General features: G+C 62.1%; 22 protein-coding genes. 14 read left to right on the top strand and 8 right to left on the bottom strand.

Annotated elements, in window-relative coordinates:
- Nucleotides 1–76: 76 nt before the first annotated feature.
- From AC4BCN_RS27835 to AC4BCN_RS27825, 3 genes are all read left to right on the top strand, one after another.
- Nucleotides 77–748: a glutathione S-transferase gene (locus AC4BCN_RS27835; protein WP_490492218.1), complete on the top strand. Its 672-nt coding sequence runs from the start codon at nt 77–79 to the stop codon at nt 746–748.
- A gap of 216 nt (nt 749–964) precedes the next feature.
- Nucleotides 965–1,780 (top strand): 5'-3' exonuclease, encoded by an 816-nt coding sequence (locus tag AC4BCN_RS27830; protein WP_490492217.1) that lies wholly within the window; start codon nt 965–967, stop codon nt 1,778–1,780.
- Nucleotides 1,780–2,187 (top strand): response regulator, encoded by a 408-nt coding sequence (locus AC4BCN_RS27825; RefSeq protein WP_070303021.1) that lies wholly within the window; start codon nt 1,780–1,782, stop codon nt 2,185–2,187. The genes AC4BCN_RS27830 and AC4BCN_RS27825 overlap by 1 nt, the downstream gene beginning before the upstream one ends.
- On the opposite strand, the gene mnmA is transcribed toward AC4BCN_RS27825, so the two are convergent.
- Complete coding sequence (gene mnmA, locus AC4BCN_RS27820; RefSeq protein WP_490492216.1) at nt 2,184–3,305, bottom strand: tRNA 2-thiouridine(34) synthase MnmA; 1,122 nt, start codon at nt 3,303–3,305, stop codon at nt 2,184–2,186. The two genes, AC4BCN_RS27825 and mnmA, sit on opposite strands and share 4 nt — an antisense overlap.
- A 31-nt stretch (nt 3,306–3,336) precedes the next feature.
- Nucleotides 3,337–3,816 carry an NUDIX hydrolase gene (locus AC4BCN_RS27815; RefSeq protein ID WP_034745637.1) on the bottom strand — a complete coding sequence of 160 codons (480 nt, stop codon included), beginning with the start codon at nt 3,814–3,816 and terminating at the stop codon, nt 3,337–3,339.
- Between the two features lie 412 nt (nt 3,817–4,228).
- On the opposite strand from AC4BCN_RS27815, the gene AC4BCN_RS27810 reads away from it, so the two are divergent.
- Genes AC4BCN_RS27810 through AC4BCN_RS27800 form a run of 3 tightly spaced genes read left to right on the top strand, consistent with a single transcriptional unit; the run spans nt 4,229 to nt 7,143 of the window.
- Nucleotides 4,229–5,341 (top strand): Re/Si-specific NAD(P)(+) transhydrogenase subunit alpha, encoded by a 1,113-nt coding sequence (locus AC4BCN_RS27810; protein WP_490492215.1) that lies wholly within the window; start codon nt 4,229–4,231, stop codon nt 5,339–5,341.
- Between the two features lie 24 nt (nt 5,342–5,365).
- Nucleotides 5,366–5,680 (top strand): NAD(P) transhydrogenase subunit alpha part 2, encoded by a 315-nt coding sequence (locus AC4BCN_RS27805; protein ID WP_034745644.1) that lies wholly within the window; start codon nt 5,366–5,368, stop codon nt 5,678–5,680.
- A gap of 8 nt (nt 5,681–5,688) precedes the next feature.
- Nucleotides 5,689–7,143, top strand: a complete 1,455-nt coding sequence (locus tag AC4BCN_RS27800; RefSeq protein ID WP_058048033.1) for an NAD(P)(+) transhydrogenase (Re/Si-specific) subunit beta — start codon at nt 5,689–5,691, stop codon at nt 7,141–7,143.
- A 45-nt stretch (nt 7,144–7,188) separates the two neighbouring features.
- Here AC4BCN_RS27800 and AC4BCN_RS27795 read toward each other — a convergent pair whose 3' ends face one another.
- The 5 genes from AC4BCN_RS27795 to AC4BCN_RS27775 all read right to left on the bottom strand — a co-directional run bounded on the left by AC4BCN_RS27795 (nt 7,189) and on the right by AC4BCN_RS27775 (nt 12,572).
- Nucleotides 7,189–8,133 (bottom strand): GGDEF domain-containing protein, encoded by a 945-nt coding sequence (locus AC4BCN_RS27795; protein WP_490492214.1) that lies wholly within the window; start codon nt 8,131–8,133, stop codon nt 7,189–7,191.
- 115 nt (nt 8,134–8,248) lie between these two features.
- Nucleotides 8,249–9,391, bottom strand: a complete 1,143-nt coding sequence (locus AC4BCN_RS27790; RefSeq protein WP_490492213.1) for a UbiH/UbiF/VisC/COQ6 family ubiquinone biosynthesis hydroxylase — start codon at nt 9,389–9,391, stop codon at nt 8,249–8,251.
- A gap of 9 nt (nt 9,392–9,400) precedes the next feature.
- Nucleotides 9,401–10,723: an aminopeptidase P N-terminal domain-containing protein gene (locus tag AC4BCN_RS27785; protein WP_490493641.1), complete on the bottom strand. Its 1,323-nt coding sequence runs from the start codon at nt 10,721–10,723 to the stop codon at nt 9,401–9,403.
- Complete coding sequence (gene murU, locus AC4BCN_RS27780) at nt 10,723–11,442, bottom strand: N-acetylmuramate alpha-1-phosphate uridylyltransferase MurU (protein WP_490492212.1); 720 nt, start codon at nt 11,440–11,442, stop codon at nt 10,723–10,725. Before murU ends, AC4BCN_RS27785 begins: the two co-directional genes overlap by 1 nt.
- Nucleotides 11,443–11,504: 62 nt before the next feature.
- On the bottom strand, nt 11,505–12,572 hold the full coding sequence (locus AC4BCN_RS27775) for an aminoglycoside phosphotransferase family protein (RefSeq protein WP_139090557.1): 1,068 nt from the start codon (nt 12,570–12,572) through the stop codon (nt 11,505–11,507).
- Between the two features lie 99 nt (nt 12,573–12,671).
- On the opposite strand from AC4BCN_RS27775, the gene AC4BCN_RS27770 reads away from it, so the two are divergent.
- From AC4BCN_RS27770 to rsmA, 4 genes are all read left to right on the top strand, one after another.
- Nucleotides 12,672–14,927 carry an LPS-assembly protein LptD gene (locus tag AC4BCN_RS27770; protein WP_490492211.1) on the top strand — a complete coding sequence of 752 codons (2,256 nt, stop codon included), beginning with the start codon at nt 12,672–12,674 and terminating at the stop codon, nt 14,925–14,927.
- Nucleotides 14,928–15,030: 103 nt separating this feature from the next.
- On the top strand, nt 15,031–16,425 hold the full coding sequence (locus AC4BCN_RS27765) for a peptidylprolyl isomerase (RefSeq protein WP_485883929.1): 1,395 nt from the start codon (nt 15,031–15,033) through the stop codon (nt 16,423–16,425).
- A 19-nt stretch (nt 16,426–16,444) separates the two neighbouring features.
- Complete coding sequence (gene pdxA, locus AC4BCN_RS27760) at nt 16,445–17,500, top strand: 4-hydroxythreonine-4-phosphate dehydrogenase PdxA (RefSeq protein WP_490492210.1); 1,056 nt, start codon at nt 16,445–16,447, stop codon at nt 17,498–17,500.
- Between the two features lie 100 nt (nt 17,501–17,600).
- Nucleotides 17,601–18,380, top strand: a complete 780-nt coding sequence (gene rsmA / locus AC4BCN_RS27755; RefSeq protein WP_490492209.1) for a 16S rRNA (adenine(1518)-N(6)/adenine(1519)-N(6))-dimethyltransferase RsmA — start codon at nt 17,601–17,603, stop codon at nt 18,378–18,380.
- Nucleotides 18,381–18,388: 8 nt separating this feature from the next.
- Here rsmA and AC4BCN_RS27750 read toward each other — a convergent pair whose 3' ends face one another.
- Nucleotides 18,389–19,306 carry a LysR family transcriptional regulator gene (locus AC4BCN_RS27750; protein ID WP_139090562.1) on the bottom strand — a complete coding sequence of 306 codons (918 nt, stop codon included), beginning with the start codon at nt 19,304–19,306 and terminating at the stop codon, nt 18,389–18,391.
- Between the two features lie 237 nt (nt 19,307–19,543).
- Here AC4BCN_RS27750 and AC4BCN_RS27745 point away from each other — a divergent pair, with 237 nt between their 5' ends.
- From AC4BCN_RS27745 to AC4BCN_RS27730, 4 genes are read left to right on the top strand one after another with little or no spacing between them, the layout of a single operon-like run.
- Nucleotides 19,544–20,647, top strand: coding sequence for a porin (locus tag AC4BCN_RS27745; RefSeq protein WP_034745673.1), 1,104 nt, complete (start codon nt 19,544–19,546; stop codon nt 20,645–20,647).
- Nucleotides 20,648–20,703: 56 nt separating this feature from the next.
- Nucleotides 20,704–21,726: an ABC transporter substrate-binding protein gene (locus AC4BCN_RS27740; RefSeq protein ID WP_034745676.1), complete on the top strand. Its 1,023-nt coding sequence runs from the start codon at nt 20,704–20,706 to the stop codon at nt 21,724–21,726.
- Nucleotides 21,727–21,747: 21 nt separating this feature from the next.
- Nucleotides 21,748–22,587, top strand: coding sequence for an ABC transporter permease (locus AC4BCN_RS27735; RefSeq protein WP_456147906.1), 840 nt, complete (start codon nt 21,748–21,750; stop codon nt 22,585–22,587).
- On the top strand, nt 22,584–23,363 hold the full coding sequence (locus AC4BCN_RS27730) for an ABC transporter permease (RefSeq protein ID WP_034778814.1): 780 nt from the start codon (nt 22,584–22,586) through the stop codon (nt 23,361–23,363). Before AC4BCN_RS27735 ends, AC4BCN_RS27730 begins: the two co-directional genes overlap by 4 nt.
- Nucleotides 23,364–23,376 lie beyond the last annotated feature (13 nt).

Here is a 23,376-nt window from a genome sequence, read left to right as displayed (position 1 = left end):
TGCAGATTCCCTTGCGCCGCCCCGATCCGGCCGTCCCGGCTATACTGGAACTCAACCATCGCTTAACGGGAAAACCATGATCGTCGTCCACCATCTGAACAATTCGCGCTCGCAGCGCGTGCTCTGGCTGCTCGAAGAACTGGGCCTCGACTACGAGGTCAAGCGCTACCAGCGCGACCCGAAAACCATGCTGGCGCCCGCCTCGCTGAAGGCCGTCCACCCGCTGGGCAAGTCGCCCGTGATTACGGACGGCGCCAACACCGTCGCCGAATCGGGCGCCATCATCGAGTATCTGGTCGAGCGCTACGGCAATGGCCGCTTAATCCCGGCGGCGGGCACGCCGGAGAAGCTGCGCTGGACCTACTGGCTGCATTTCGCGGAAGGCTCGGCCATGCCGCCGCTGCTGATGAAGCTGGTGTTCGACAAGGTCGAATCGTCGCCGATGCCGTTTTTCGTGAAACCCATCGCGCGCGGCATCGCCAGCAAGGTCAAGAGCAGCTTCATCCTGCCCAATATCAACAGCCAGCTGGCCTACATGGAAGCGGAGCTGGAGAACAGCAAATGGTTTGCCGGCAATGAATTCACGGCTGCCGACATCCAGATGAGCTTTCCGCTGGAAGCGGCCGCCATGCGCGGCGGACTCGACGAGCGCCTGCCGAAGCTGACGGCGTTCCTGCAGCGCATCCATGCGCGGCCCGCCTACCAGCGGGCGCTCGAACGGGGCGGGCCCTACGATTTCGCCAAGTGAGAACGCCTAACCAAACCTACTGCGCGTCGCGACTTGCGGCCTGCGATGCTCACCGTACTTGAGTACGGTTGCGCTTCTTAGCCACAATTCACTTCCGCTCACTACGGTTTTGTTAGGCGTTGTTACGCCGCGTAAAACCTGCCAAGCGGAATTCGCGGGGAATAGTGCTTGCTCCATACGGTAAAATGATCGATTCAACCAGTATCCATTTACCGCATGGCCAGACTCCTCGCTATCGACGGCTTGAATATCGTACGCCGCGTCTACGAAGCCAGTCCTGAACCCGATTCCGACCTGAAGGCGGAAATCGCGCTGCGCCATGCGCTGTCGTCGTTCCGCACGCTCATCAACGATCACGAGCCGACGCATATCCTGCCGGCCTTCGATTTCGGCGGCCCCACCTGGCGCCACGCCCTGTATGCCGGTTACCGCGAGGGACGCCAGCCCATGCCGCAGGTGCTGCGCGACGCCTTGCCCGGCTTTTACGCCACCCTGGCCAGCTTCGGCATGCACGTGGTGAGCATTCCCGAGGTCGAGGCCGACGACGTGATCGGCACGGCCGTCATGCGCTGGCTGCACGAGGGGCGCGGCGCAGCCGTCATCGCCACCACCGACAAGGATTTGCACGGCTTGATCGCCCACGGCGCGCTCGTGTGGGACCATTTCAAGGGCGTCTGGCACGACCACGCCTGGGTCGAGAAAAAGTTCGGCGTGCCGCCGGAACTGCTGCCCGACCTGCTGGCGCTGATGGGCGACGTCACCGACAGCATCCCCGGCGTGTCGAAGATCGGCCTGAAGACGGGCGCAAAACTGTTGCGCGCCTACGGCAATATCGACGCTGTGATGGCCGGCGCGGGCATTTTACCGGGCGCGCTGGGTGAAAGCCTGCGAAAAGAGCGGGAAATACTGTATCTTTCAAGAAAGTTAGTGGAACTCAAGACCGACGTGACCTTGGGTGTCACCTGGAACAAGCTGGTGTGGGATAAGTGGAGCACTCGCAAAGAACAATCAAGCAAGGGAAGTAAATCATGATGTTAAAGACAGTCCTGATCGATAGCAGCGCCGTGGCGCGCGGCCTGCTGAACACGGTCCTGACCGATGGCGGCTACGATGTCTGCGGGCAGACGCATACGAGCGCGCTGGGGCTGGCGCTGCTGGTCAAGCACCATCCGCATTTCGTCTGCATCGCGCGCGAGCAGGTGGAAGACGGGACCAATGTGGTGCAAACCATCCGCGCCCAGTATCCGAAGACGCTCATTTTCATGGTCTCGGGCGGCATCGACGCCACCTCACTGCAGGCGGCCCTCGCCATGGGCGTGTCGGGCTTCATCGTGAAACCGTTCATGGCCGACACGGTCCTGAAAACCGTGCGCAATACGGTGATCGCCATGGTGCGCAAGCAGCAGGCGCTTGCCGCCGCCGCGCAAGGCAATAGTTAGACGCCAGCCAGGCCCGTCGCGCTGGCGATGATGCCGCCGCCGAGGCATACGTCGCCGTCGTACAGCACGGCCGACTGGCCCGGCGTGACGGCCCATTGCGCCTGGTCGAAGGCCAGGCTGAAGTGTTCATTCCCATCCGGCAGCAGCTGGCACGCCACGTCGGCCTGGCGGTAGCGCGTCTTGGCGCTCAAGGCGCCCGCCTGCGGCGCCGTGCCGGCTACCCAGCTGGCCTGGTCGGCCGTCAAGGCTGGCGACAGCAGCCATGGGTGGTCATGGCCCTGCACCACCCACAGGGTGTTGTTGGCGATGTCCTTGCGCGCCACGTACCAGGCGTCGCTGCTGCCGTCCGCGTTCTGGTACGACTTCACGCCGCCGATGCCGATGCCCTTGCGCTGGCCCAGGGTATAAAAACTCAGTCCCACGTGTTCGCCCACCGTCTTGCCGTCGGCCGTTTTCATCGGCCCCGGCTTGTACGACAGGTAGCGGTTCAAAAATTCGCGGAACGGGCGCTCGCCGATAAAGCAGATGCCCGTCGAATCCTTCTTTTGCGCGTTCGGCAGCGCCAGTTTCTCGGCGATCTGGCGCACTTCCGTTTTCGGGATTTCACCGAGCGGGAATAACGTTTTAGACAACTGCGCCTGGTTCAACCGGTGCAGGAAGTAGCTTTGGTCCTTGCTGGCGTCGACGGCTTTCAGCAGTTCATAACGGTCTGCATCGGTCGGTGCCTGGCGCACACGCGCGTAGTGGCCGGTGGCGATCAGGTCGGCGCCCAGGGTCATGGCGTAGTCGAGAAAAGCCTTGAACTTGATTTCGGCGTTGCACAGCACGTCCGGGTTCGGCGTGCGGCCGGCCTGGTATTCGCGCAGGAAATCGGCGAACACGCGGTCCTTGTATTCGGAGGCAAAATTGACGGCTTCGATATCGACGCCGATGACGTCGGCCACGCTGGCCGCGTCGATCCAGTCCTGGCGCGTGGAGCAGTATTCCGAATCGTCGTCATCTTCCCAGTTTTTCATGAACAGGCCGATGACTTCATAGCCTTGTTCCTTCAGCATCCATGCCGCGACCGAGGAATCGACCCCGCCCGACATGCCGATAACGACTTTCTTCTTGCTCATCTTGCTTTCCAGTGTACTTTATATAATGTTGCTATGCGCTATTGAAAACGGACGCATGCGTGTGCAGCAGGGCCAGCGGCGCGCGCCGGCCAGCCAGGTATTCGTCCACGCACTGCAGCACCAGCGGGCTGCGGTGGCGCTCCTGGCATGCGGCCAGCTCGTCGCGCGTCATCCACAAGGTGCGGATGATGCCTTCGTCCAGCGGGCGGTCATGCTCGGCGCCGGCCGTGCCGCAAAAGGTGAAGCGCAAGTAGGTCACGTCCTCGCCCGTGCGCAACGACTGATAGCGCGACATGTACATGCCGACCAGTGCCGTGGGGATGAAATCGTAAGCCGCTTCTTCCAGCGTTTCGCGGATCACCGCCTGCTCCAGCGACTCGAACGGGTCGAGGTGGCCGGCCGGTTGATTGATCTTGATGCCTTCGCTGGTCTCTTCTTCAATCAGTAAAAACAGGCCGTCGCGTTCGACGATGGCGGCAACGGTGACAGAGGGTTTCCAGATTCTCGGCATGATTCCATCCTTGAAAGAGCCGACATTTTATCTTGTTCTGCGCGCGCGGTTTGAAGCCGGCCTTTTGTTGCGCGGACATATTGATAAATGACAACGTTTTAGCAAATAGCGGTGGGAGGTACTTACGTCTTTCCCGGGGAGCGCACTAGCATGGGGGCTTAGTTGGCAAGATGGCAGGAAGCGCCCGCTAATATAGGCTTTCCCTGTGGTCAAAACAAGCGCGCACACGTGCTCGACTGTGGTGAGATTGACACACCTTTCCCACAATATGGTCGCCATACCGCATGGCGGAACAAGGATTGGTATTACGGGTAAATTAGTGTCGTACGACTAAAAGTTGCTGCTTCACAAACGTTTAACGCGCTGCTTTCCGTGTTAGATTCTAGTCAGTTTATCAATTAGCGGAGGCATCATGAGGATAGGCATACCGGCCGAAACACGGCCTGGTGAAACGCGGGTGGCGGCAACGCCCGAGACAGTCAAGAAGCTGGCAGCCAAGCATCAAGTCGTCGTGCAGTCCGGAGCGGGCCTGCAAGCCTCGATTCCCGACGACGCCTATGCCGCCGCGGGCGCGCAGATCGGCACGGCCCAGGAAGCCTATGCTTGCGCCATCGTGCTCAAGGTGCGTGCACCCGATGCCGATGAACGGGCCCTGATGGCCAGCGGCACGGTGCTGATCGGCATGTTGAATCCGTTTGATGCGGACAATATCGCCGCCATGGCCACGGCCGGCCTGTCCGCCTTCGCGCTGGAAGCCGTGCCGCGCATCACGCGCGCGCAGTCGATGGACGTGCTGTCCTCGCAGGCGAACATCGCCGGCTACAAGGCCGTGCTGGTGGCCGCGAATACCTACCAGCGCTTCATGCCGATGCTGATGACGGCAGCCGGCACCGTCAAGGCGGCCCGCGTGCTGATCATGGGCGTGGGCGTGGCAGGGCTGCAGGCGATCGCCACGGCCAAGCGCCTGGGCGCCGTCATCGAAGCGTCCGACGTGCGCCCGCCCGTCAAGGAACAAGTGGAATCGCTGGGGGCCAAGTTCCTCGACGTGCCTTTCCTCACCGAGGAAGAAAAGGAGATCGCCAAGGGTTCGGGCGGCTATGCGCGCGCCATGCCGGCCGACTGGATGCGCCGCCAGGCCGAACTCGTGCACGAACGGGCGAAACTGGCCGACATCATCATCACCACCGCGCTGATTCCCGGCCGCGCCGCGCCCGTGCTGATCTCCGAAGAAACGGTGAAAGCCATGAAACCGGGCTCCGTCATCGTCGACCTGGCCGTCGAGCAGGGCGGCAATTGCCCGCTGTCGGAACTGGGCAAGACGGTGGTCAAGCACGGCGTCTACATCGTGGGCGAGCCGAACCTGGCGACCCTGGTGGCGGCCGACGCTTCGGCCCTGTATGCGCGCAACGTGCTGGACTTCTTGAAGCTCATCATCGACAAGGACGATCAATTGCTGATCGACCGCGAGGATGAAATCATCAAGGCCAGCCTGGTTTGCGCAGGCAATGACATCCTCAGAAAATAACGCGGCGCCGGAGAGAACAACATCATGGAAATCAGTCACACCATCACCAACCTGATCATCTTCGTGCTGGCCATTTATGTCGGCTACCACGTCGTCTGGACCGTCACGCCGGCGCTGCATACGCCGCTGATGGCCGTCACCAATGCCATTTCCGCCATCATCATCGTCGGCGCCATGCTGGCGGCCGGCCTGACCGATGGCCCGCTGGCGCAAGTGGCCGGCACCCTGGCCGTGGCGCTGGCCGCCGTCAACGTGTTCGGCGGCTTCCTCGTCACGCAGCGCATGCTCGAGATGTTCCGTAAAAAAGAACCGAAGGCCAAGCAAGGAGCAAAAGAATGAGTCACGCCATGAGCTTCGTCACCATGAACCTGGTGACGATGATGTATCTGATCGCCTCGGTGTGCTTCATCCAGGCCTTGAAAGGCCTGTCGTCGCCATCGACGGCGCGCCGCGGCAATGCCTTCGGCATGAGCGGCATGGCCATTGCCGCCGTCACCACCGTGGCGCTGATCCTGAAACTGAAGGAGCAGCAAACGGGCGGCATGGGCCTGACCCTCGTCATCATCGGCATCGTCACGGGCGGCGCCATCGGCGCCTACCTGGCGAAAACCGTGGAAATGACGAAGATGCCGGAACTGGTGGCGGCCATGCACTCGCTGATCGGCCTGGCCGCAGTGTGTATCGCCGTGGCGGCCGTGTCGGAACCATGGGCTTTCAATATCGCCAAGCATGGCGAGGCGCTGCCCATCGGTAACCGCTTCGAACTGTTCATCGGCACCTTTGTCGGTGCCATCACGTTCTCCGGTTCCGTGATCGCCTTCGGCAAGCTGTCGGGCAAATACAAATTCCGCCTGTTCCAGGGCGCGCCCGTCAGCTTCAAGGGCCAGCACATGCTCAACCTCGTGCTGGCGCTGGTGATGGTGGGCCTGGGCCTGGCGTTCTGCTTCGCCGATGGCGTCGAACCGGCGTGGACGCCGTTCATCGTCATGACCCTGATCGCCTTTGCGCTGGGCGTGCTGATCATCATCCCCATCGGCGGCGCCGACATGCCGGTGGTGGTGTCGATGCTCAACAGTTACTCGGGCTGGGCCGCGGCCGGCATCGGTTTTTCGCTGAATAACTCGATGCTGATCATCGCCGGTTCGCTCGTGGGATCGTCTGGCGCGATCCTGTCGTACATCATGTGCAAGGCCATGAACCGCTCGTTCTTCAACGTCATCCTTGGCGGCTTCGGCGGCGATGCGCCAGCGGCCGGTGTGGCCGGTGCACAGGAGCAGCGTCCCGTGAAATCGGGTTCGGCCGACGATGCCGCCTTCATCATGAGCAATGCGGAAACCGTCATCATCGTGCCCGGCTACGGCCTGGCCGTGGCGCGCGCGCAGCATTCGCTCAAGGAACTGGTGGAAAAGCTCACCCACAAGGGCATCACCGTCAAGTACGCGATCCACCCGGTGGCGGGGCGCATGCCGGGCCACATGAACGTGCTGCTGGCCGAGGCGGAAGTGCCGTACGACCAGGTCTTCGAGATGGAAGACATCAACGGCGAATTCGGCCAGACGGACGTGGTGCTGGTGCTGGGCGCGAACGACGTCGTCAACCCGGCGGCGAAAGACCCGAAATCGCCGATCGCCGGCATGCCGATTCTGGAAGCGTATAAAGCCAAGAGCATCATCGTCAACAAGCGCTCGATGGCGTCCGGCTATGCGGGTCTGGACAACGATCTGTTCTATCAGCCGAACACGATGATGGTGTTTGGCGATGCGAAAAAGGTGATCGAGGATATGCTCAAGGCCGTCGAATAAACGCCGTTTGCTGCGACCGGACGGCCCGCCTTGCGCGGGCCGTTTTTATTGGGCCGCCACGACTTTATTGCGTCCCTGGTGCTTGGCCGCATACAGGGCCTTGTCCGCATCGGACATGGCCGCGTCCAGGGTGGCGCCGGCCGTCAGGGACGCCACGCCGATGCTGATGGTCACCTGCAGTTCGCCGCCATCGGGCAACGGCGTGATGGCGGCGGCCACGGCGGCGCGGATGCGTTCGGCCACCCTATGCGCCTGCTGCAGGCTGGCGTCGGGGAACAGCAGGCCGAATTCCTCGCCGCCGAGGCGCGCCGCCACGTCGGTGATGCGTCCCGTGTCGCGCAGCGCCTGCGCCACCGTGCGCAGTACGGCGTCGCCCACGGCATGGCCGTAGCGGTCGTTGATCTTCTTGAAATGGTCGAGGTCGGCCACGCCCACGGTCAGGGCGGCGCCGCTGCGCGCCGCGCGCGCCATCGCCTGCTCGGCTTGCGCTTCATACGCGCGCCGGTTCGGCAGCGACGTCAGCGCATCGTGCAGCGCCTGCTGTTCCAGTTGCGCCAGCAGGCTGGCGTTTTTTGCAGCCAGTTCGCGCCGTTCGCGCACGTCGAGCAAGAAGGCGCCGAAATAGCGGATGCCGTCGACCACGCCCAGGTCCATCGCCTTCATTTCGATGGGGATCATCTGCGTGTCGCGGTGGCGGATGGCGAATTCGCGTATCTTGCCCAGCACGCTGGACGTGCGCGAGCTGCGGATGTAATTGATCACGTGGTTGTCGTGCTGCGCGCCGACGGCGTCGGGCAGCAGGCCGTTCAAAGTCTGGCCCAGCAATTCCCCGCTCGCATAGCCGGACAATGCCTGCATGGCGCCATTGATATAGCGGATGCGGCAATGCTCATCGATGATGATGACGGCGTCGAGGGCGTCTTCCAGCAGGCGGGAAAAGAGCACTTCGGGAAGAGCGGCAGGCGGTGCTGCGGGCAATGCATCTGTCATGGAACGGTCGCCAAAAGCCAGGTGACAGCCATTGTCGCATCCGCGGGCCGTTTATTCCATGCCGGATACGCTCCCTGTTTCTTTTTCGCCCCAGCTCTTTCCTTATTGTTAAGCCTTATCGGCGGCCGTACATCATCAGCCCAGCCAGTGCCTTGCGTGCTGGGGAAAATACGTCCAGCAAACCCAGCGACAGGCCCAGCAAGCCTTGCGTGGGGGCGCTGCCCGTGAAGATGCGCGCCATGGTGTCGGTGACGCGCACGGTCAGCCCCCGGTCGGCCTGGCGCAGGCTGGTGTAGCGTTCCAGCCCGGCCGGGCTGCCGTCCTGCGCCAGCACGCGGGCCAGCACAGCGGCGTCGCGCAAGCCCAGGTTCAAGCCCTGTCCCGCCACCGGGTGCAGGGTTTGCGCCGCATTGCCGATGGCGACCGTGCGCGCCGTGCCGGTCGCCTGCGCGTTCAGGCCCAGCGGATAGGCCAGGCGTGGCGTCGTATGCGTAAAGCGTCCCAGGCGGCTGCCGAAGGCGGCGCCCAGGCGGGCCAGGAAGGCAGCGTCGTCCAGCGCCAGCAATTGCTCGGCGCGCGTGGGCGGCACGCACCACACGAGCGCGTAACCGTCGTCCTGCGGCAGCAGGGCCAGCGGACCTTCGTCGGTGAAGCGCTCATATGCGCGGTGGACGATGGGGCTGCTTGTGCGCACATGGGCGATGATGGCGCTTTGGCCATAGTCGCGGCTGACGGCACGTTCCGGCTGCTGGCCGAACAGGCCGCCCTCGGCTTGCACCAGCAGGCTGGCGCGCAAGCTCGACGCGGCACCGGCCTGGTCGATCTGCACGCTGACGCCATCGGCGTCTTCCACGCTGCCCGTCACCAAGGCCGGGCGCAGGCTGGCCACGTCCAGGCGCTCGCACACGTCGGCCAGCGCGCTGACGACGGCGCCGTAACGGGCCACATAACCGAGCGCTTCGACGCCATGCTCGCTGCGGTCCATCAGGCTGCGCCCGAACTGGCCGCGGCGCGAGACGTGGATTTGATGGATGGGCGTCGCTTCTACGGGCCAGGCGCCCGCTTCCTCAAGAATCTGGCGGCTGCCGTGCGACAGGGCGATGGTGCGCGGGTCGCGCCTCGCTTGTTCGATGGATTTGGCGTCGAGCAGGACGATGCCGGCGGCGCGGCTGCCGCGCTGCACCAGCAGGGCTGCCAGCGCCATGCCGACGGGGCCGGCGCCGCAGATGGCGAGATCGAAAGTGGACGGTGTATGCATGCGGCGACGTTAATCCTGTGACATCAGTTGTTCGATTTCAGCGACGCTCTTGGGCGCCGTGCTGAAGACTTCATGGCCTTGCGGCGTGACCAGCACATCGTCTTCGATGCGGATGCCCGTATGCCAGAACGGCTCCGGCACACCCGCGCCGGGGCGCACGTAGATGCCCGGTTCCACCGTCAGCACCATGCCCGCTTCGAGCGCGCGCCATGGCTTGCCGGGTGCGCCCGTGTCGCGGTAGGTGCCCACGTCGTGCACGTCCATGCCCAGCCAGTGGCTGGTGCCGTGCATGTAGAAGGGCATATAGGCCTTGTCGGCGACGACGTCCTGCACGCCGCCGCTTTTCTGGCGGTCCAGCAAACCCAGGTCCAGCATGCCCTGCGCCAGTACCTGCACGGCCGCTTCGTGGATGGCGCTGTGCGGCAAGCCGGGGCGCACCATGTCCAGCGACGCCTGCTGCGCGGCCAGCACCAGTTCATACAGCGCCCGCTGCGGGCCGCTGAAACGGCCGTTGACGGGCCAGGTGCGCGTGATGTCCGAGGCGTAGCCATCGAGTTCGCAGCCTGCGTCGATCAATACCAGCTCGCCGTCTTTTAATACCGCGTTGTTGGCGCTGTAGTGCAGGATGCAGGCGTTGCCGCCGCCGGCCACGATGGAGGAATAGGCGGGAAACTGCGCGCCGCTGCGCCGGAATTCGTACAGCAGCTCCGCTTCGAGCGCGTATTCGTGCATGCCGGGACGCGTGGCGCGCATGGCGCGCACGTGGGCGGCGCTGGAAATGGTGGCCGCGCGGCGCATCAGGTTTTGTTCTTCCGTGTCTTTCAGCAGGCGCATGGCGTCGAGCATGCCATGAATGTCATGCGCGATGGCGGGCGCCGTGACGCCGCTGCGGGCCTTTTGCCGCACATTGTTTCGCCAGACTTTTACTTGTGCATCGAGGCTGCCGCCCAGTGCATAGTAGATGGCGGGGGCGTCGGCCAGCAGGCGTGTCATTTCCACGTCGAGTTCCTCGATGGGGAAGGCGCTGTCAAAACCGAAGCTGGCGCGGGCCGCCTCGGGGCCGTGGCGGAAACCGTCCCAGATTTCGCGCTCCGTGTTCTTGGCGCGGCAAAACAGGATGGCGCGCGCGGGCGCCGTGGCGCTGGCGGCCACCAGGGCCACGGCGCTGTCGGGTTCCGTAAAGCCGCTCAGGTAATAGAAATAGCTGTCGTGGCGGTATGGATAATCGCAATCGCTGTTGCGCGGCACTTCGGGCGCCGTGGCGAGAATGGCCACGCTGCCCGGCAGCATCTGCGCCAGCAGCGCCGCGCGCCGTGCCGCGTAATTGGCCATCATGCGGCAGGCGCCTTCGCTGCCACGCCATTGAGCACATCGAGTTGCGCCGGGGTGCCAACATTGGTCCACTCGCCGGTATAGACTTCACCGCCCACGCGGCCCTGGTCCGCATACCGGCGCAGCAAATCGCCGAGTTTGGCGTGGCTGCCGGGCGTGATGCCGTCGAACATTTCAGGACGGTACACGCCGATATTGGCGAAGGTCCACCTGGTGTCGTCCGTATTGTTGATCGCGAACAAGGTCAGGCCGAAGTCGCCCTTCGGGTGGAAGTCGGGATTGGGCACCAGATAGGCCCAGGCGATGTCGCGCTGGTCGGCCGGGTACGGCGTGCCCAGCACGTCCTTCTCGGCCAGCACGTCGAGTACCTGCTTGAAATCGAAATACGGGCAATAGATGTCGCCGGAAATGGCGAGGAACGGTTCCTCGCCCAGCAGGTGGCGCGCCTGGGCGATGCCGCCCGCCGTTTCCAGCGGCGTGGTCTCGGGCGAATACGCGATGCGCGCGCCATACGCGCTGCCGTCGCCAAGGGCTTCCTCGATCAAATGGCCCAGGTGCGAATGGTTGATGACGATGTCCGTGATGCCGGCGCGCACCAGGTTCAGCACATGCCAGACGATCAGCGGACGGCCGCGCACTTTCAGCAGCGGTTTGGGGCAGGTATCGGTAAGCGGACGCATCCGTTCACCGCGGCCTGCGGCAAAGATCATGGCTTTCATGGGGACTCGTTTTCATTATCTGTAAATCGGCTGCTCTGACAGTCTGTAAAGCTCTGAAGTGATCAGAATGTATAGCCGACTTGCGGCGTTTTGTTCTCAAGAGCATCGAGCAAACGCACGAGCGGCTTGAGTTCCGTATAGCGGTTGGCTGTCTTGCGCACGTAGTCGAGCACGGTTGGCAGGTCGCCCATGTACAGATCCTTGCCGTCGCGGTAATTCAGGCGTGCGAACAGGCCGAGGATTTTCAGGTGGCGCTGCAGTGCCGTGAATTCGAAATCGCGGTAGAAGGCGTCGATGTCCGGATTGACTGGCAAGCCCAGCTGCTTGGCGCGCTGCCAGTAGCGGATCACCCAGTCGAGCACCAGTTCTTCATCCCACTGGATATACGCGTCGCGCAGCAGCGAGGCGATGTCGTAGGTGACGGGGCCAAAGACGGCGTCCTGGAAATCGAGGATGCCGGGATTGGGGATGGAGCCATCGTTGATGTGCATCAAATTGCGCGAATGGTAGTCGCGGTGCATGAATACTTGCTGCTGCGACAAGATGTTCGCCGTGATGGCTTCGAAGACCTTGTCCAGCTGGGTTTGTTGCACATCCGTCAAGGTGGCGCCCAGATGCTTGCCGATAAACCATTCCGGGAACAGATTCATTTCGCGCAGGATGAAGGCGCGGTCGAATTCGGGCAAGACGTCGGGCTGGCTGGCCAGCTGGATTTTCATCAACGATTCCAGCGCTTCGGCGTACAGCACGCTGGCGTTGTCGTGGTTCAGGGCGTCGAGATACGTGGTCGTGCCCAGGTCGGAGAGCAGCAGGAAGCCCTGCTCCAGGTCTTGCGCGATGATGTCGGGCACGGACACGCCGGCGCCCTTCAGCAAGCCGGCCACCTTGATATAGGCGGGCACGTTTTCGCGCTCGGGCGGCGCATCCATGGCGATCAGTGTACTTCCTGGCAATGTTGTGTTGCCTGGCAGCACATCGAGACGGTAGTAGCGGCGGAAGCTGGCATCGCTGGAAGCGGGGCGGGCGGATTCGGGCGCGACGAGGTTAAGCGAGGTCAACCAGGCTTTCAACAGGGTCAGGCGAGCGTCGGCGGAGGCCGGCGCGGTGGAAGAATTGGGGGAGAATGACATTAAGCGGCCTGTGGAATCGGGTTGATGGTGCAGATTCCCATATAATAAGGGATTCAAATCAAAAAATCGCCTGTCAATGGTGCTTGCCCCTTCCAATTCATGAGCTGGTTTTCGGCCTCCCCCCCCTCGCAGCGCTGGGCTTTCGCCATCAGCGCGCTCGTCGCCGCCACGACGGTGCCTGTCCACGCCCAGAAAGCACCGCGTCCCGTGCATGTGGAAGATCCCGACGCGCCCACCGTCATGACGGCAAACAGCATGAGCGGTCGTCCCGAAAGGGAGATCAATCTCGACCAGAATGTCGTGATTGAGCGCGGAAAAACCACAAAAATGACGGCCGATACAGCTTGTTACAAACAAGTTGAAGATCAGTTCGATGCCGAGGGCCACATCAAGATGTGGCGTTTCGGCGATTACTACACGGGTGACGTCCTGAAGCTGAACATGGAGACCGGCAAGGGTTTCCTGCTCAACCCGACGTATCGCTTCGCAGTGGGCGGCGGCCAGGGCAAGGCCGAGCGCGTCGACTTCATCAATCCCGACGAAGCCACTGTGATTGACGGCACGTACAGTACCTGCGAAGGGCCGAATCCGGACTGGTACCTGAAATCGAGCACCTTGAACCTCGATACGGGCCGCGACGTGGGCACCGGCAGCAAGACCATCATCTATTTCAAGGATGTACCGATCCTGGGCACGCCGGGCATCTCGTTTTCGTTGTCGGGTGCGCGCCGTTCGGGCTGGCTGGCGCCCACGCCGGGCTTTGCTTCGAAGAATGGTTTCGAGCTGCTGATGCCGTATTACGTGAACATCGCGCCGAACCGCGACCTGACCCTGTTTCCCCGCTACATCCAGCGGCGCGGCATCCAGCTCGGTGCGACAGGCCGCTACATGGGCGAGACGGATGCCGGCTTGTACGTCGGTGAAACGTCGTTTGAGTTCTTGCCTAACGACAAGCAAACCAAGACCAACCGCTACATGATCAAGTCCAAGCATGAGCAGGCGCTGGCCAAGGGCTGGACTTACAGCTGGGATTTGCGCGAGGCGTCCGACAATAATTACCCGAACGATTTTTCGAAAACCGTCGCCACCGCCACCGAGCGCCAGTTGCTGCGCGAATTGCGCACCGATTACCGCACCGAGGACTGGAGCCTGACGGCGCGCGTGCAGAATTACCAGGTGCTGCAAGACCCGGATGCCGTCAACGATCCCAATGTGGTCGTGCCGCGCCCGTACGACCGTTTGCCAGCGGTAAACTTCCACGCTGGCAAATACGACGTCTGGGGCGGTTTCGACTGGACCTTCGACGCGGAAGCGACGCGCTTCGCGCATCCGACACAGGTGCAAGGCTCGCGCCTTGTGGCCGTGCCGCAGGTGAGTTTCCCCATCATGCGCCCTGGCTACTTCATCACGCCCAAGCTGATGCTCAATGCCAGCGCGTACCAGCTCGACAATGACGCCCGGACCAAGGCGCTGTTTCAAGACACCTCGTTTACGCGCGCCGTGCCGACCTTCTCGGTCGACAGCGGCCTGGTGTTTGAACGTGACACGAATCTGTTTGGCACCAAGGGCGGCACGCAAACCCTGGAGCCGCGCCTGTTCTACGTCTACACGCCGTACCGCGACCAGTCGCAGTTTCCGAACTTCGATACGGCCGATGGCACGTTCAACCTGACGCAGATCTTCACGGAAAACCGTTTTGTCGGCAGCGACCGCATCGGCGACGCCAACCAGGTCACGGCCGCCGTCGTCTCGCGCTTCTTGCAGTCGGACGGTACGGAGCGCATGCGCCTGACTTTCGGCCAGCGTTTCTATTTTGCCGACCAGCGCGTGCAGCTCTATTCGACGACGCCCGTCAATCAGTCGCGTTCGGATATCCTGCTGGCCGCAACGGGCCGCGTGTCCGAGACTTGGACCGCCGACAGCCTGGTGCAGTACAATCCCAGCGATCGCCGCCTGATGAGCTACAACTACACCTTGCAATATCAGCCAGGTGCCAAGAAGGTATTGAATTTCAGTAACCGTTTTCAGCGTGGAGATTGTGCCTGGCGCAATGCGGAAGTGTCGACCCAATGGCCGTTGACGGACCGGCTGTATGGCGTGGGCCGCATCAGTTACTCCATCAAGGATCGCAGCATGCTGGAAAGCCTGGTCGGCCTCGAATATAAGGGCGACTGCTGGGTGTTCCGCATGGGCGCGCAGCGTTTCGTGACGACGACCAAGACTGTCTCGACGCCGATCTTCTTCCAGCTGGAATTGACGGGCTTGTCGAATGGCCTGGGCTTGGGCGCGAATGGCCTGGAAACTTTTACAAAAACCATCCCTGGTTACCAGACATTGAGCCAGCCACTCCGTTAAGATAGGCACCGTTGCCGCCGCCGGTGTTCCCGGCGCTGGCACAAACCGGTTTTTTTATTCACCTGAACTCATGAGCGCTCTACACATTATGCGTAATGCCAGTATGCACCAACTCAAAATTGCAACGGTTTTGTTGTGCGCCATTTCCGGCGCCACGACCAGTAGTGTCTGGGCGCAACAGGCTGCGCCAGCTCCTGCGGCCAAGCCCGCTGCCGCTGCCCCAGCGCCGGTCAAGGGCTTCACGCCGCCCGCGTCGAGCAATGGCCAGACCATCGATTCCATCGCCGTCGTCGTCAATGACGATGTGATCACGCGCAATGAAGTGGCGGCCCGTATCAAGAGCGTGGAGCAGCGCATGAAGGCGCAGAACGTGCCCTTGCCCGATCCGGCCGACCTGCGTCGTCAATTGCTCGAGCGCATGATTGTCGAGCGCGCGCAGATGCAGCTGGCCAAGGAAATGGGCGTCCGCGTGGATGACCTGACCCTGGACCGTGCGATTGGCCGTATTGCTGAACAGCAAAAGATGACGGTGCAAGAGCTGCGCAACCAGATGGAAAAGGAAGGCACGCCGTTTGCCACCTTCCGCGAAGAAATCCGCGATGAAATCATCATGCAGCGCCTGCGCGAGCATGAAGTCGACGCCAAGATCCAGATTTCCGATTCCGAAGTGGATAACTTCCTGGCAGCGGAAAAAGCGGCGGCCAGCGAACAGGTGGAACTGAACCTGGCGCAGATTCTCGTGCGCATTCCGGAAAACTCGAGCCCCGAACAAATCGCCGCACGCCGCGCGCGCGCCGAAGAAGTCAGCCGCCAGCTGCGCACGGGCGCCGATTTCGCCAAGATGGCCGCCACCTATTCCGACGCCAGCGATGCGCTGAGCGGCGGCGATATCGGCTGGCGCAATAGCGACCGCCTGCCGCCCCTGTTCACGGAGCAATTGCTGAAATTGAAGCCGGGCCAGATCACGCCTATCATCAAGAGCAACACGGGCTTCCATATCCTGAAACTGGTGGACCGCCGCAGCGCTGCCGAGGCGCAAGCCGTCGCCGCCGTGCAGCAGACGCATGCCCGCCACATCCTGCTGAAAGTGACGCCAACCCTGTCGGCGGCCGAAGCCAAGCGTAAATTGCTGGAACTGAAAGAGCGTCTCGACAACAAGGCCGCCAAGTTCGAAGACCTGGCCCGTTTGTTCTCGAACGACGGTTCCGCGGCCAAGGGCGGCGACCTGGGCTGGCTGTATCCAGGCGACACCGTGCCGGAATTTGAAACGGCGATGAATGCGCTGAAACCGGGCGAAGTGAGCGAGCCGATCGAATCGAGCTTTGGCTTCCACCTGATCGAAGTGCTGGAACGCAAGAGCGATGACGTCTCGAAAGAGAAGCAGCGCGCTGCCGCACGCAACGCCTTGCGCGAACGCAAGCTGGAAGAAGCGACGGAAAACTGGGCGCGCGAAGTGCGCGACCGTGCTTACGTCGAATTCCGCGCGGACGACCAGTAATGCCGCTGACTGATTGCGCATGAGTAACTTGCCTGTTGCCCGCCGTCCGGCCATCGCCATTACCTGTGGCGAACCGGCCGGTGTCGGCCCGGAAATCTCAATCCGCGCCGCCTGGGCCATGCGGCATGAGGTCAACTGCATCCTGCTGGGCGACGCCGCCTTCCTGGCGCTGACGGCCAGCCTGATCGACCCGGACATCCGCCTGGCGGCGCTGTCGCTGCAAGCCGTGCGCAACAGTGGCTTGCCCCAGTTCGGACCCGGCCGCCTGGCCGTGATCGATATTCCCACTGTGAACAATGTCATTCCTGGCGTGTTGGACAAGGAAAACGGGCGTTCCGTGCTCGCCACCCTGGACGCGGCCGTGGAAGGTATTCAGGCCGGCTGGTTTGGCGCCATGGTCACGGCGCCCTTGCAAAAGAGCACGATCAACGACGCCGGCGTGGCCTTTTCCGGCCATACGGAATACCTGGCAGAAAAAACCGGCACGCCGCAAGTAGTGATGATGCTGGCCGGCGAACCCGGCCATGGCGAACCGACCTTGCGCGTGGCGCTGGCCACCACGCACCTGCCATTGAAGGACGTGTCCGCTGCCATCACCATGGGCAGCCTGGCCGTCACCCTCGATATCCTCCAGGCGGACCTGCAACAGAAATTCGGCATCGCCGCGCCGCGCATCCTCGTCACCGGCCTGAACCCGCACGCGGGCGAGGGCGGCTATCTGGGACGCGAGGAAATCGATGTCATCGCTCCGGCGATTGCTGCGGCGCAAGCGCGCGGCATTGACGCGCGCGGACCATACCCGGCCGACACCCTGTTCCAGCACAAATATCTGGCTGACGCCGACTGCGTGCTGGCCATGTACCACGACCAGGGCTTGCCCGTGCTGAAATACGCGACCTTCGGGCGCGGCATCAATATCACCCTGGGCTTGCCGCTGATCCGCACCTCGGTCGACCATGGCACGGCGCTGGACCTGGCCGCGCAAGGGCTGGGGCTGGCCGATGGCCACAGCATGGAGCAAGCGCTGCAAACGGCACTCGACATGCTGCGCGCCAGCACCCCGACCCGAGCATAGAGCGTAGGCCGGGTTAGCCGGCACGGCGTCACCCGACGCTGCCTGCTTAACCGATTCCGCCGGCCTGTGCCGGCTTTACCGCATTAATAGAAAACATATTATGAAACACGTTGCCCGCAAACGCTTTGGCCAGAACTTCCTGCATGACCGCTTCGTCCTCGACGACATCACGGCCGCCATCGGGCCGCAGCCGGACGATGCCATGGTCGAGATCGGCCCGGGCCTGGGCGCCATGACGGAGCAGCTGCTGCGCCATCTGAAGCAGATGCACGTGGTTGAGCTGGACCGCGACCTGATCGTGCGCCTGGAAAAGACGTTCAATCCGGCCAAGCTGACGATCCACTCGGGCGACGCGCTGAAATTCGATTTCGCGCAAATTCCCGTGCCGGCCGGCCAGAAGCTGCGCATCGTGGGCAACTTGCCGTACAACATTTCCAGCCCGCTGCTGTTCCACCTGGCGGACTTCGCGCCGCTGGTGCAGGACCAGCATTTCATGCTGCAAAAGGAAGTGGTCGAACGCATGGTGGCCGATCCGGGCAGCAAGGCGTATGGCCGCCTGTCCGTGATGCTGCAGTGGCGCTACAAGATGTCGCTGTTGTTCATCGTGCCGCCGACGGCCTTCGATCCGCCGCCGAAAGTGGAATCGGCCATCGTGCGCATGATCCCCGTGGCCGAGCGCCTGGCCTGCGACCAGGCCACCCTGGAAGCGGTGGTCATGAAGGCCTTCTCGCAGCGCCGCAAGGTGATCCGCAACTGCCTGGCCGGGATGTTTACGGAAGAGCAGATCAAGGCGGCCGGCATCGACCCGACTCTGCGTCCGGAAACCGTGGGGCTGGAGCAGTATGTGGCTTTAGCCAATTTACTGAAGGCGCCTGCGTAAGGGGTTATTCAAAACCACTGGTCGACCTGCTGCAAATCCTGCCGCAGCGCTGAAAAACAGTCGTCCACATGGTGGTTGCGACTGATTTCATTGCGCCGCATCAGGGCGATCTTGCGCTTGCACGTGGGTTGGCGCAGCGGCGCCACGTGCAGGTCCTCGTCGTTGAGGAAAGTCGTGTACAGGCTGGGCATGATGCCCACGGCGATGCCGGCGCGTACCACGCCATATAGCGATTCGCTGTGGATCATCTGGTACAGGTTCGACGGGCTCAAGCCATGCTGGCGCAGCGCACTCGAGGCGAACTCCCAGATGCTGCCCTTGGTAAACACGACGATTTCCTGGCCCGCCAGCTGGTCCCAGCGCACTTCTTTGAGCGGCGCCAGCGCATGGCGCCCCGCCGTCACCAGCACCAGCTCGTCTTCGAACAGGCCCACGCTTTCCAGCGACACGGAACCGGGCACTTCGATGCCTACGCAAAAGTCCAGCTGGCCCGAATGCAGGGCGTGCAGCAAGCCGTCGTTGGGCATGTCCGACAAGACGATTTCCACTTCATCGCCATGCTGCTCGCAATAGCGCGCCACGACCACGGCCGTCATCGCCATGGCCGAGGGAATCGCGCCGATGCGGATGCGGTGCCGGCCGCTGCCGATGGCGCGCTGGATATCGGCAAAGGTATTGCTCGCCGTATTCAATAAATGCGTGGCGTAGTCGAGCGCCAGTTTTCCCTCGCGCGTCAATTCCAGCTGGTGGGTTGTGCGGTTAAACAACTTTTTTCCCAGTTGATTTTCCAGCAGCTTGATCGACGCGCTGAGGGCCGGCTGGGTCACGCACAATTCCTGTGCAGCCTTGCTGAAGCTGTTTACCCGGGCTAGGGTGGCAAACGCTTGCAAATGTCGTAAGGAAATTTTCTTGCTCAGTTCATGCATGAGTTTGCTTATTAGAAAAAGTAATGGATTTATAAAAATAAACAAATTTTCTTATCCTGCAATTTACCATATTCTGGACTGGTCCTTACTTGTCTTGAAGGCAACAATCTTCAGAGAAGCGCTTGCCAGGCGGCGCCGGTACTCGCGGCAGCACGCCATGCAAGGGATGCATCAATAAAATAATTCCAAAAAAACTCAGGGTTTATTCTTTTTAGGGTGGCGGCGATGAACAAATGGATGACTGGAACGATGGTGGTGGGGGGCTTGCTGGCGGCGCACGGCGTGGCGCAGGCACAAAGCAGCGTGCAAGTGTATGGACTGCTGTCGGCCGGTATCGGCTATGTGTCGGATGAAGGCAAGGGCAGCCGCACGCATGCGCTGAGCGGTACGAATCAGAATCCCCGTATCGGTTTCCGCGGCCAGGAAGACCTGGGCAACGGCACCAAGGCAGTCTTCGTGCTGGAAAACGGTTTTAACGTCATGACGGGCACGGCTTCGCAAAGCGGCCGTCTGTTCGGCCGCCAGTCGTATGTGGGCCTGTCGAGCAACGACAAGGGCACCCTGACACTGGGCCGCCAGTACGAAGCCGTCAAGGACCTGCTGGGCCCCGTGGTCATCGCCAGTAACGGCGTGCACATCGGCGACAACGACAATGGCTACAACAACCTGCGCGTGCAAAACGCCGTCAAGTATGTGAGCCCGAACATCAGCAACCTGTCGTTCACGGGCTTGTACGGCTTCAGCGAAAATCCGGAAGACTCGAACCGCAACCGCGTCTACAGCATGGGCGCCGGCTACAAGGTCGACGCCTTCAGCTGGGCCGTTGCGTATACCAAGATGGACCGTCCGAACAGCCCCGACGCGCCGAATGGCGCCATCGGCAATGACTATGGCAGCTCCTTGTTGATCTTCAACAAGAGCGCCGTCAAGGGCGCTGGCGTGGACAGCCAGGCCATCGCCGGTACGGGAGGCTTTTATAATGTGGGCAAGACCAAGTTTGGCGCGCTGTACACCAATGTGCGCTACCACTACCTGGATCAGAGCAATCTGACCTTGCAAAACGTGGACTTGAACGTGAACCACAAGCTGACGGAAGCGTTGAACCTGGGCGCCTCGTATTTCTTTACCACCGGTAAATATGACGTGATCAACAAGACGCCGAAATGGCATCAGGTCAATTTCCAGGCCGATTACTTCCTGTCCAAGCGCACCGATATCGCCATCACCTGGAGCTACCAGAAAGCGGCCGGAGACGCGACGTTCGCCCGCGTGTTCGGCTTCGGCGCCTCGGGCGGCAAGACGCAAAGCGTCCTGATCGCCGGCATGCGGCATTATTTCTGACTCTGATTCATCTTTACAGGCGCTGTCCCGCAGCGCCGCCCCTGAAAGGAAGCATCTTGAAAAAGCACCTCATGTTGGCGTTGAGCCTAGGCTTGCTGGCCAACGCCGCCCACGCGGAAAAACGCGAGCTGGTCATTTCGGCCTATCCGATTGCCCAGCCCTTGTTCATGAAGTATGTGTACGAGCCGTTCAAGGCCAAATGCGGGTGCGATATCAAGGTGGAAACGGGGAATAACGCGGACCGCATCGCCAAGCTGGTGGTGCACGCCAAGAATCCGGTGATCGACCTGGTGCTGCTGTCCGATTCCGGCATGCTGGAAGCGGCGCAGAAGGGCGTCATCCAGCCCATGGATTACTCCAAGCTGAGCAATTACAAAGCCCTGTACGACGTGGCGAAAAACCCCATCGGCGGCAACTACGCCGTCGGCTACACCCTGTATTCCGTGGGCCTGGTGTACCGCAGCGACAAGATTGCCCCGCTGACGTCCTGGAAGGACCTGTGGCGCCCCGAACTGAAGGGCCGCGTGGCCTTCCCCGACGTGAGCACCACGCAGGGCCCGCTGATGCTGCGCATGGCCGATGCGGCCTGGGGCGGCAAGACGGACGATTACGCGACAGGCTTTGCGAAGATCGTCGGCATGAAGGGCAACGTCGTCACGTTCTCGAAGAACAGCGCGCAGCTGGCGGCATTGTTCGCCCAGGATGAAATCTGGGCCGCGCCCGTGGCGCGTTTTACGTGGTCGCAAATGCTCAAGACGGGCCTGCCCCTGAAGTGGAGCATCCCGGCCGAAGGCCAGGCGGCCGGCATGAACGTGATGGGCATCGTTGCCGGTTCGAAGAACGCGGACCTGGCCTACCAGCTGATGGATTTCTGGCTGTCCAAGGAAGTGCAGACGCAGCTGGCGACCAACCTGGTCGATTCGCCCGTCAACAAGGACGTGCGCCTGTCGGTGGCGGCCGCGCAATTCAATACCTATGGCGCAGACCAGATCAATTCGCTGAAATTCGTCAAGCCGGAAACCATCATCAAACAGCGCAGCAACTGGATGACGCAGTGGAACAAGGCCATGAGCAAATAGTGGTGACGAGGAGAGAACACCATGTTTGCTGATCCAAAAAAGCGCCTGGGACTGCTGCTGGTCCTGCCGGCGCTGATCTTTATCGTCGTCTGCTTCCTGCTGCCCGTGCTGGCCTTGCTGGTCGACGCCTTCCGCGTCGGCGACGGCATGCAGTGGGGCGTCGACCGCTTCATCGAGTTCTTCTCGCAGGAGTTCAACCGCACCATCTTCTGGCGCACCCTGCGCATCGCCGCGCTGGTGACCCTGGCGGCCATCATCCTCGGCTACCCGGCCGCGCAAGCCGTGGCGCGCGTGTCGCCGAAGTGGCGCGGGCTGGTGGTGGGCATGATGATCTTGCCGCTGATGGTCTCGCCGATCGCGCGTACCTACGCCTGGATCGTGTTGCTGGGCCGTAATGGCGCCGTCAACGCGGCGCTCGTCAACATGGGCTTCACGGAAGAGCCGCTGCGTTTGCTGTTCAGCGAATTTGCCGTCTTTGTCGGCCTGCTGCAACTGCTGCTGCCGCTGATGCTGATGTCTTTGGCGGGCGCGCTGGAAAACCTGCCGCGCGACGTGGAACCGGCTGCCGCCACCCTGGGCGCCAATCCATGGCAAGTCTTTTGCAAGGTCACCCTGCCGCTGACGCAGGAAGGCCTGGTTGTCGGCGGCACGCTGGTATTTACGGGCTGCGTGACGGCCTATGTGACGCCGGCCCTGCTGGGCGGCACCAAGGTGCTGATGCTGGAAACGCTGCTGTACCAGAAGGTCAGCGTGGAAAGCGATTTCGGCGCCGCGAATGTCATCGCCGTCATCCTCGTCTGCATGACCCTGCTGGTCAACGCCGGCCTTAAACGTATTTCCTCGAGCCGGAGTTCCGTATGAAAGAAAGCTTGTTTTCACGTGCCGTTTTATGGCTGGTCTTCCTGTTCCTGCTGGGGCCTTTCGCCATCGTCGTGCTGGCCGGCTTTAGCGGTGGCGAAACCCTGGCCTTCCCGCCCGAGTCATATTCGCTGCGCTGGATCATCGAAGTGTGGTCGGCGCCCGAGTTCCGCCGTGCCTTCCAGACCAGCCTGGAAATCGGCCTGATCGCTACAGTCATCGCGCTGCTGCTGGGCATCCCCGTCGCGTATGCGTTTTCGCGCATGCCGCCACCGGGCATCGGGGCCATCCGGCAAATCCTGACGTCGCCGCTGATCATTCCCGCCATCTTGGTCGGCCTGGGCTTGCTGCACCACCTGGTCCTGACGATCAACGCGCCCGTCTACGTGGGCCTGCTGATCGGCCATATCGCGCTCCTGATTCCGTACTCGGTGCGGGTCGTGTACGCCAGCCTGGTCAATCTGCGCGTCGATATCGAGGATGCCGCCATCACGCTGGGCGCGTCGCGCCTGCGGGCCTTCTTCATGATCGTGCTGCCGAATATCCGCAACGCCGTGATCGCCGCCTTCTTCCTCGCCTTCGTCACCTCGTTCAACCAGGTGCCCGTCTCGCTGTTCCTCACGGGGCCCGGCATCAGCACCTTGCCGATCGAGATGCTGGGCCATATGGAAAACAGCTTCGATCCGTCGATCGCTGCCCTGTCGACCTTGCTGGTCTTGTTCACCATGGCCTTCGTGATGGTGACCGAGAAGGTGCTGGGCATTTCTAAATACATGTAAGAGGCAACACACG

It is taken from the genome of Janthinobacterium sp. Bl 1 (assembly GCF_058215535.1).
The sequence above is the reverse complement of the archived record's forward strand: the minus strand, read 5'-3'. Positions and strand labels throughout refer to the sequence as shown.

What these genes read in the sequence shown, in the direction of transcription:
- rsmA (WP_490492209.1), top strand. Translation starts at nt 17,601, where the DNA reads ATGAAACACGTTGCCCGCAAACGCTTTGGCCAGAACTTCCTGCATGAC.
- AC4BCN_RS27825 (WP_070303021.1), top strand. Translation starts at nt 1,780, where the DNA reads ATGTTAAAGACAGTCCTGATCGATAGCAGCGCCGTGGCGCGCGGCCTG.
- AC4BCN_RS27785 (WP_490493641.1), bottom strand. Translation starts at nt 10,723, where the DNA reads ATGGCCAATTACGCGGCACGGCGCGCGGCGCTGCTGGCGCAGATGCTG.
- AC4BCN_RS27810 (WP_490492215.1), top strand. Translation starts at nt 4,229, where the DNA reads ATGAGGATAGGCATACCGGCCGAAACACGGCCTGGTGAAACGCGGGTG.
- AC4BCN_RS27815 (WP_034745637.1), bottom strand. Translation starts at nt 3,816, where the DNA reads ATGCCGAGAATCTGGAAACCCTCTGTCACCGTTGCCGCCATCGTCGAA.
- AC4BCN_RS27795 (WP_490492214.1), bottom strand. Translation starts at nt 8,133, where the DNA reads ATGACAGATGCATTGCCCGCAGCACCGCCTGCCGCTCTTCCCGAAGTG.
- pdxA (WP_490492210.1), top strand. Translation starts at nt 16,445, where the DNA reads ATGAGTAACTTGCCTGTTGCCCGCCGTCCGGCCATCGCCATTACCTGT.
- AC4BCN_RS27805 (WP_034745644.1), top strand. Translation starts at nt 5,366, where the DNA reads ATGGAAATCAGTCACACCATCACCAACCTGATCATCTTCGTGCTGGCC.
- AC4BCN_RS27745 (WP_034745673.1), top strand. Translation starts at nt 19,544, where the DNA reads ATGACTGGAACGATGGTGGTGGGGGGCTTGCTGGCGGCGCACGGCGTG.
- AC4BCN_RS27790 (WP_490492213.1), bottom strand. Translation starts at nt 9,391, where the DNA reads ATGCATACACCGTCCACTTTCGATCTCGCCATCTGCGGCGCCGGCCCC.
- AC4BCN_RS27770 (WP_490492211.1), top strand. Translation starts at nt 12,672, where the DNA reads ATGAGCTGGTTTTCGGCCTCCCCCCCCTCGCAGCGCTGGGCTTTCGCC.
- AC4BCN_RS27730 (WP_034778814.1), top strand. Translation starts at nt 22,584, where the DNA reads ATGAAAGAAAGCTTGTTTTCACGTGCCGTTTTATGGCTGGTCTTCCTG.
- AC4BCN_RS27835 (WP_490492218.1), top strand. Translation starts at nt 77, where the DNA reads ATGATCGTCGTCCACCATCTGAACAATTCGCGCTCGCAGCGCGTGCTC.
- mnmA (WP_490492216.1), bottom strand. Translation starts at nt 3,305, where the DNA reads ATGAGCAAGAAGAAAGTCGTTATCGGCATGTCGGGCGGGGTCGATTCC.
- AC4BCN_RS27800 (WP_058048033.1), top strand. Translation starts at nt 5,689, where the DNA reads ATGAGCTTCGTCACCATGAACCTGGTGACGATGATGTATCTGATCGCC.
- AC4BCN_RS27750 (WP_139090562.1), bottom strand. Translation starts at nt 19,306, where the DNA reads ATGCATGAACTGAGCAAGAAAATTTCCTTACGACATTTGCAAGCGTTT.
- AC4BCN_RS27775 (WP_139090557.1), bottom strand. Translation starts at nt 12,572, where the DNA reads ATGTCATTCTCCCCCAATTCTTCCACCGCGCCGGCCTCCGCCGACGCT.
- AC4BCN_RS27735 (WP_456147906.1), top strand. Translation starts at nt 21,748, where the DNA reads ATGTTTGCTGATCCAAAAAAGCGCCTGGGACTGCTGCTGGTCCTGCCG.
- AC4BCN_RS27765 (WP_485883929.1), top strand. Translation starts at nt 15,031, where the DNA reads ATGCACCAACTCAAAATTGCAACGGTTTTGTTGTGCGCCATTTCCGGC.
- AC4BCN_RS27830 (WP_490492217.1), top strand. Translation starts at nt 965, where the DNA reads ATGGCCAGACTCCTCGCTATCGACGGCTTGAATATCGTACGCCGCGTC.
- murU (WP_490492212.1), bottom strand. Translation starts at nt 11,442, where the DNA reads ATGAAAGCCATGATCTTTGCCGCAGGCCGCGGTGAACGGATGCGTCCG.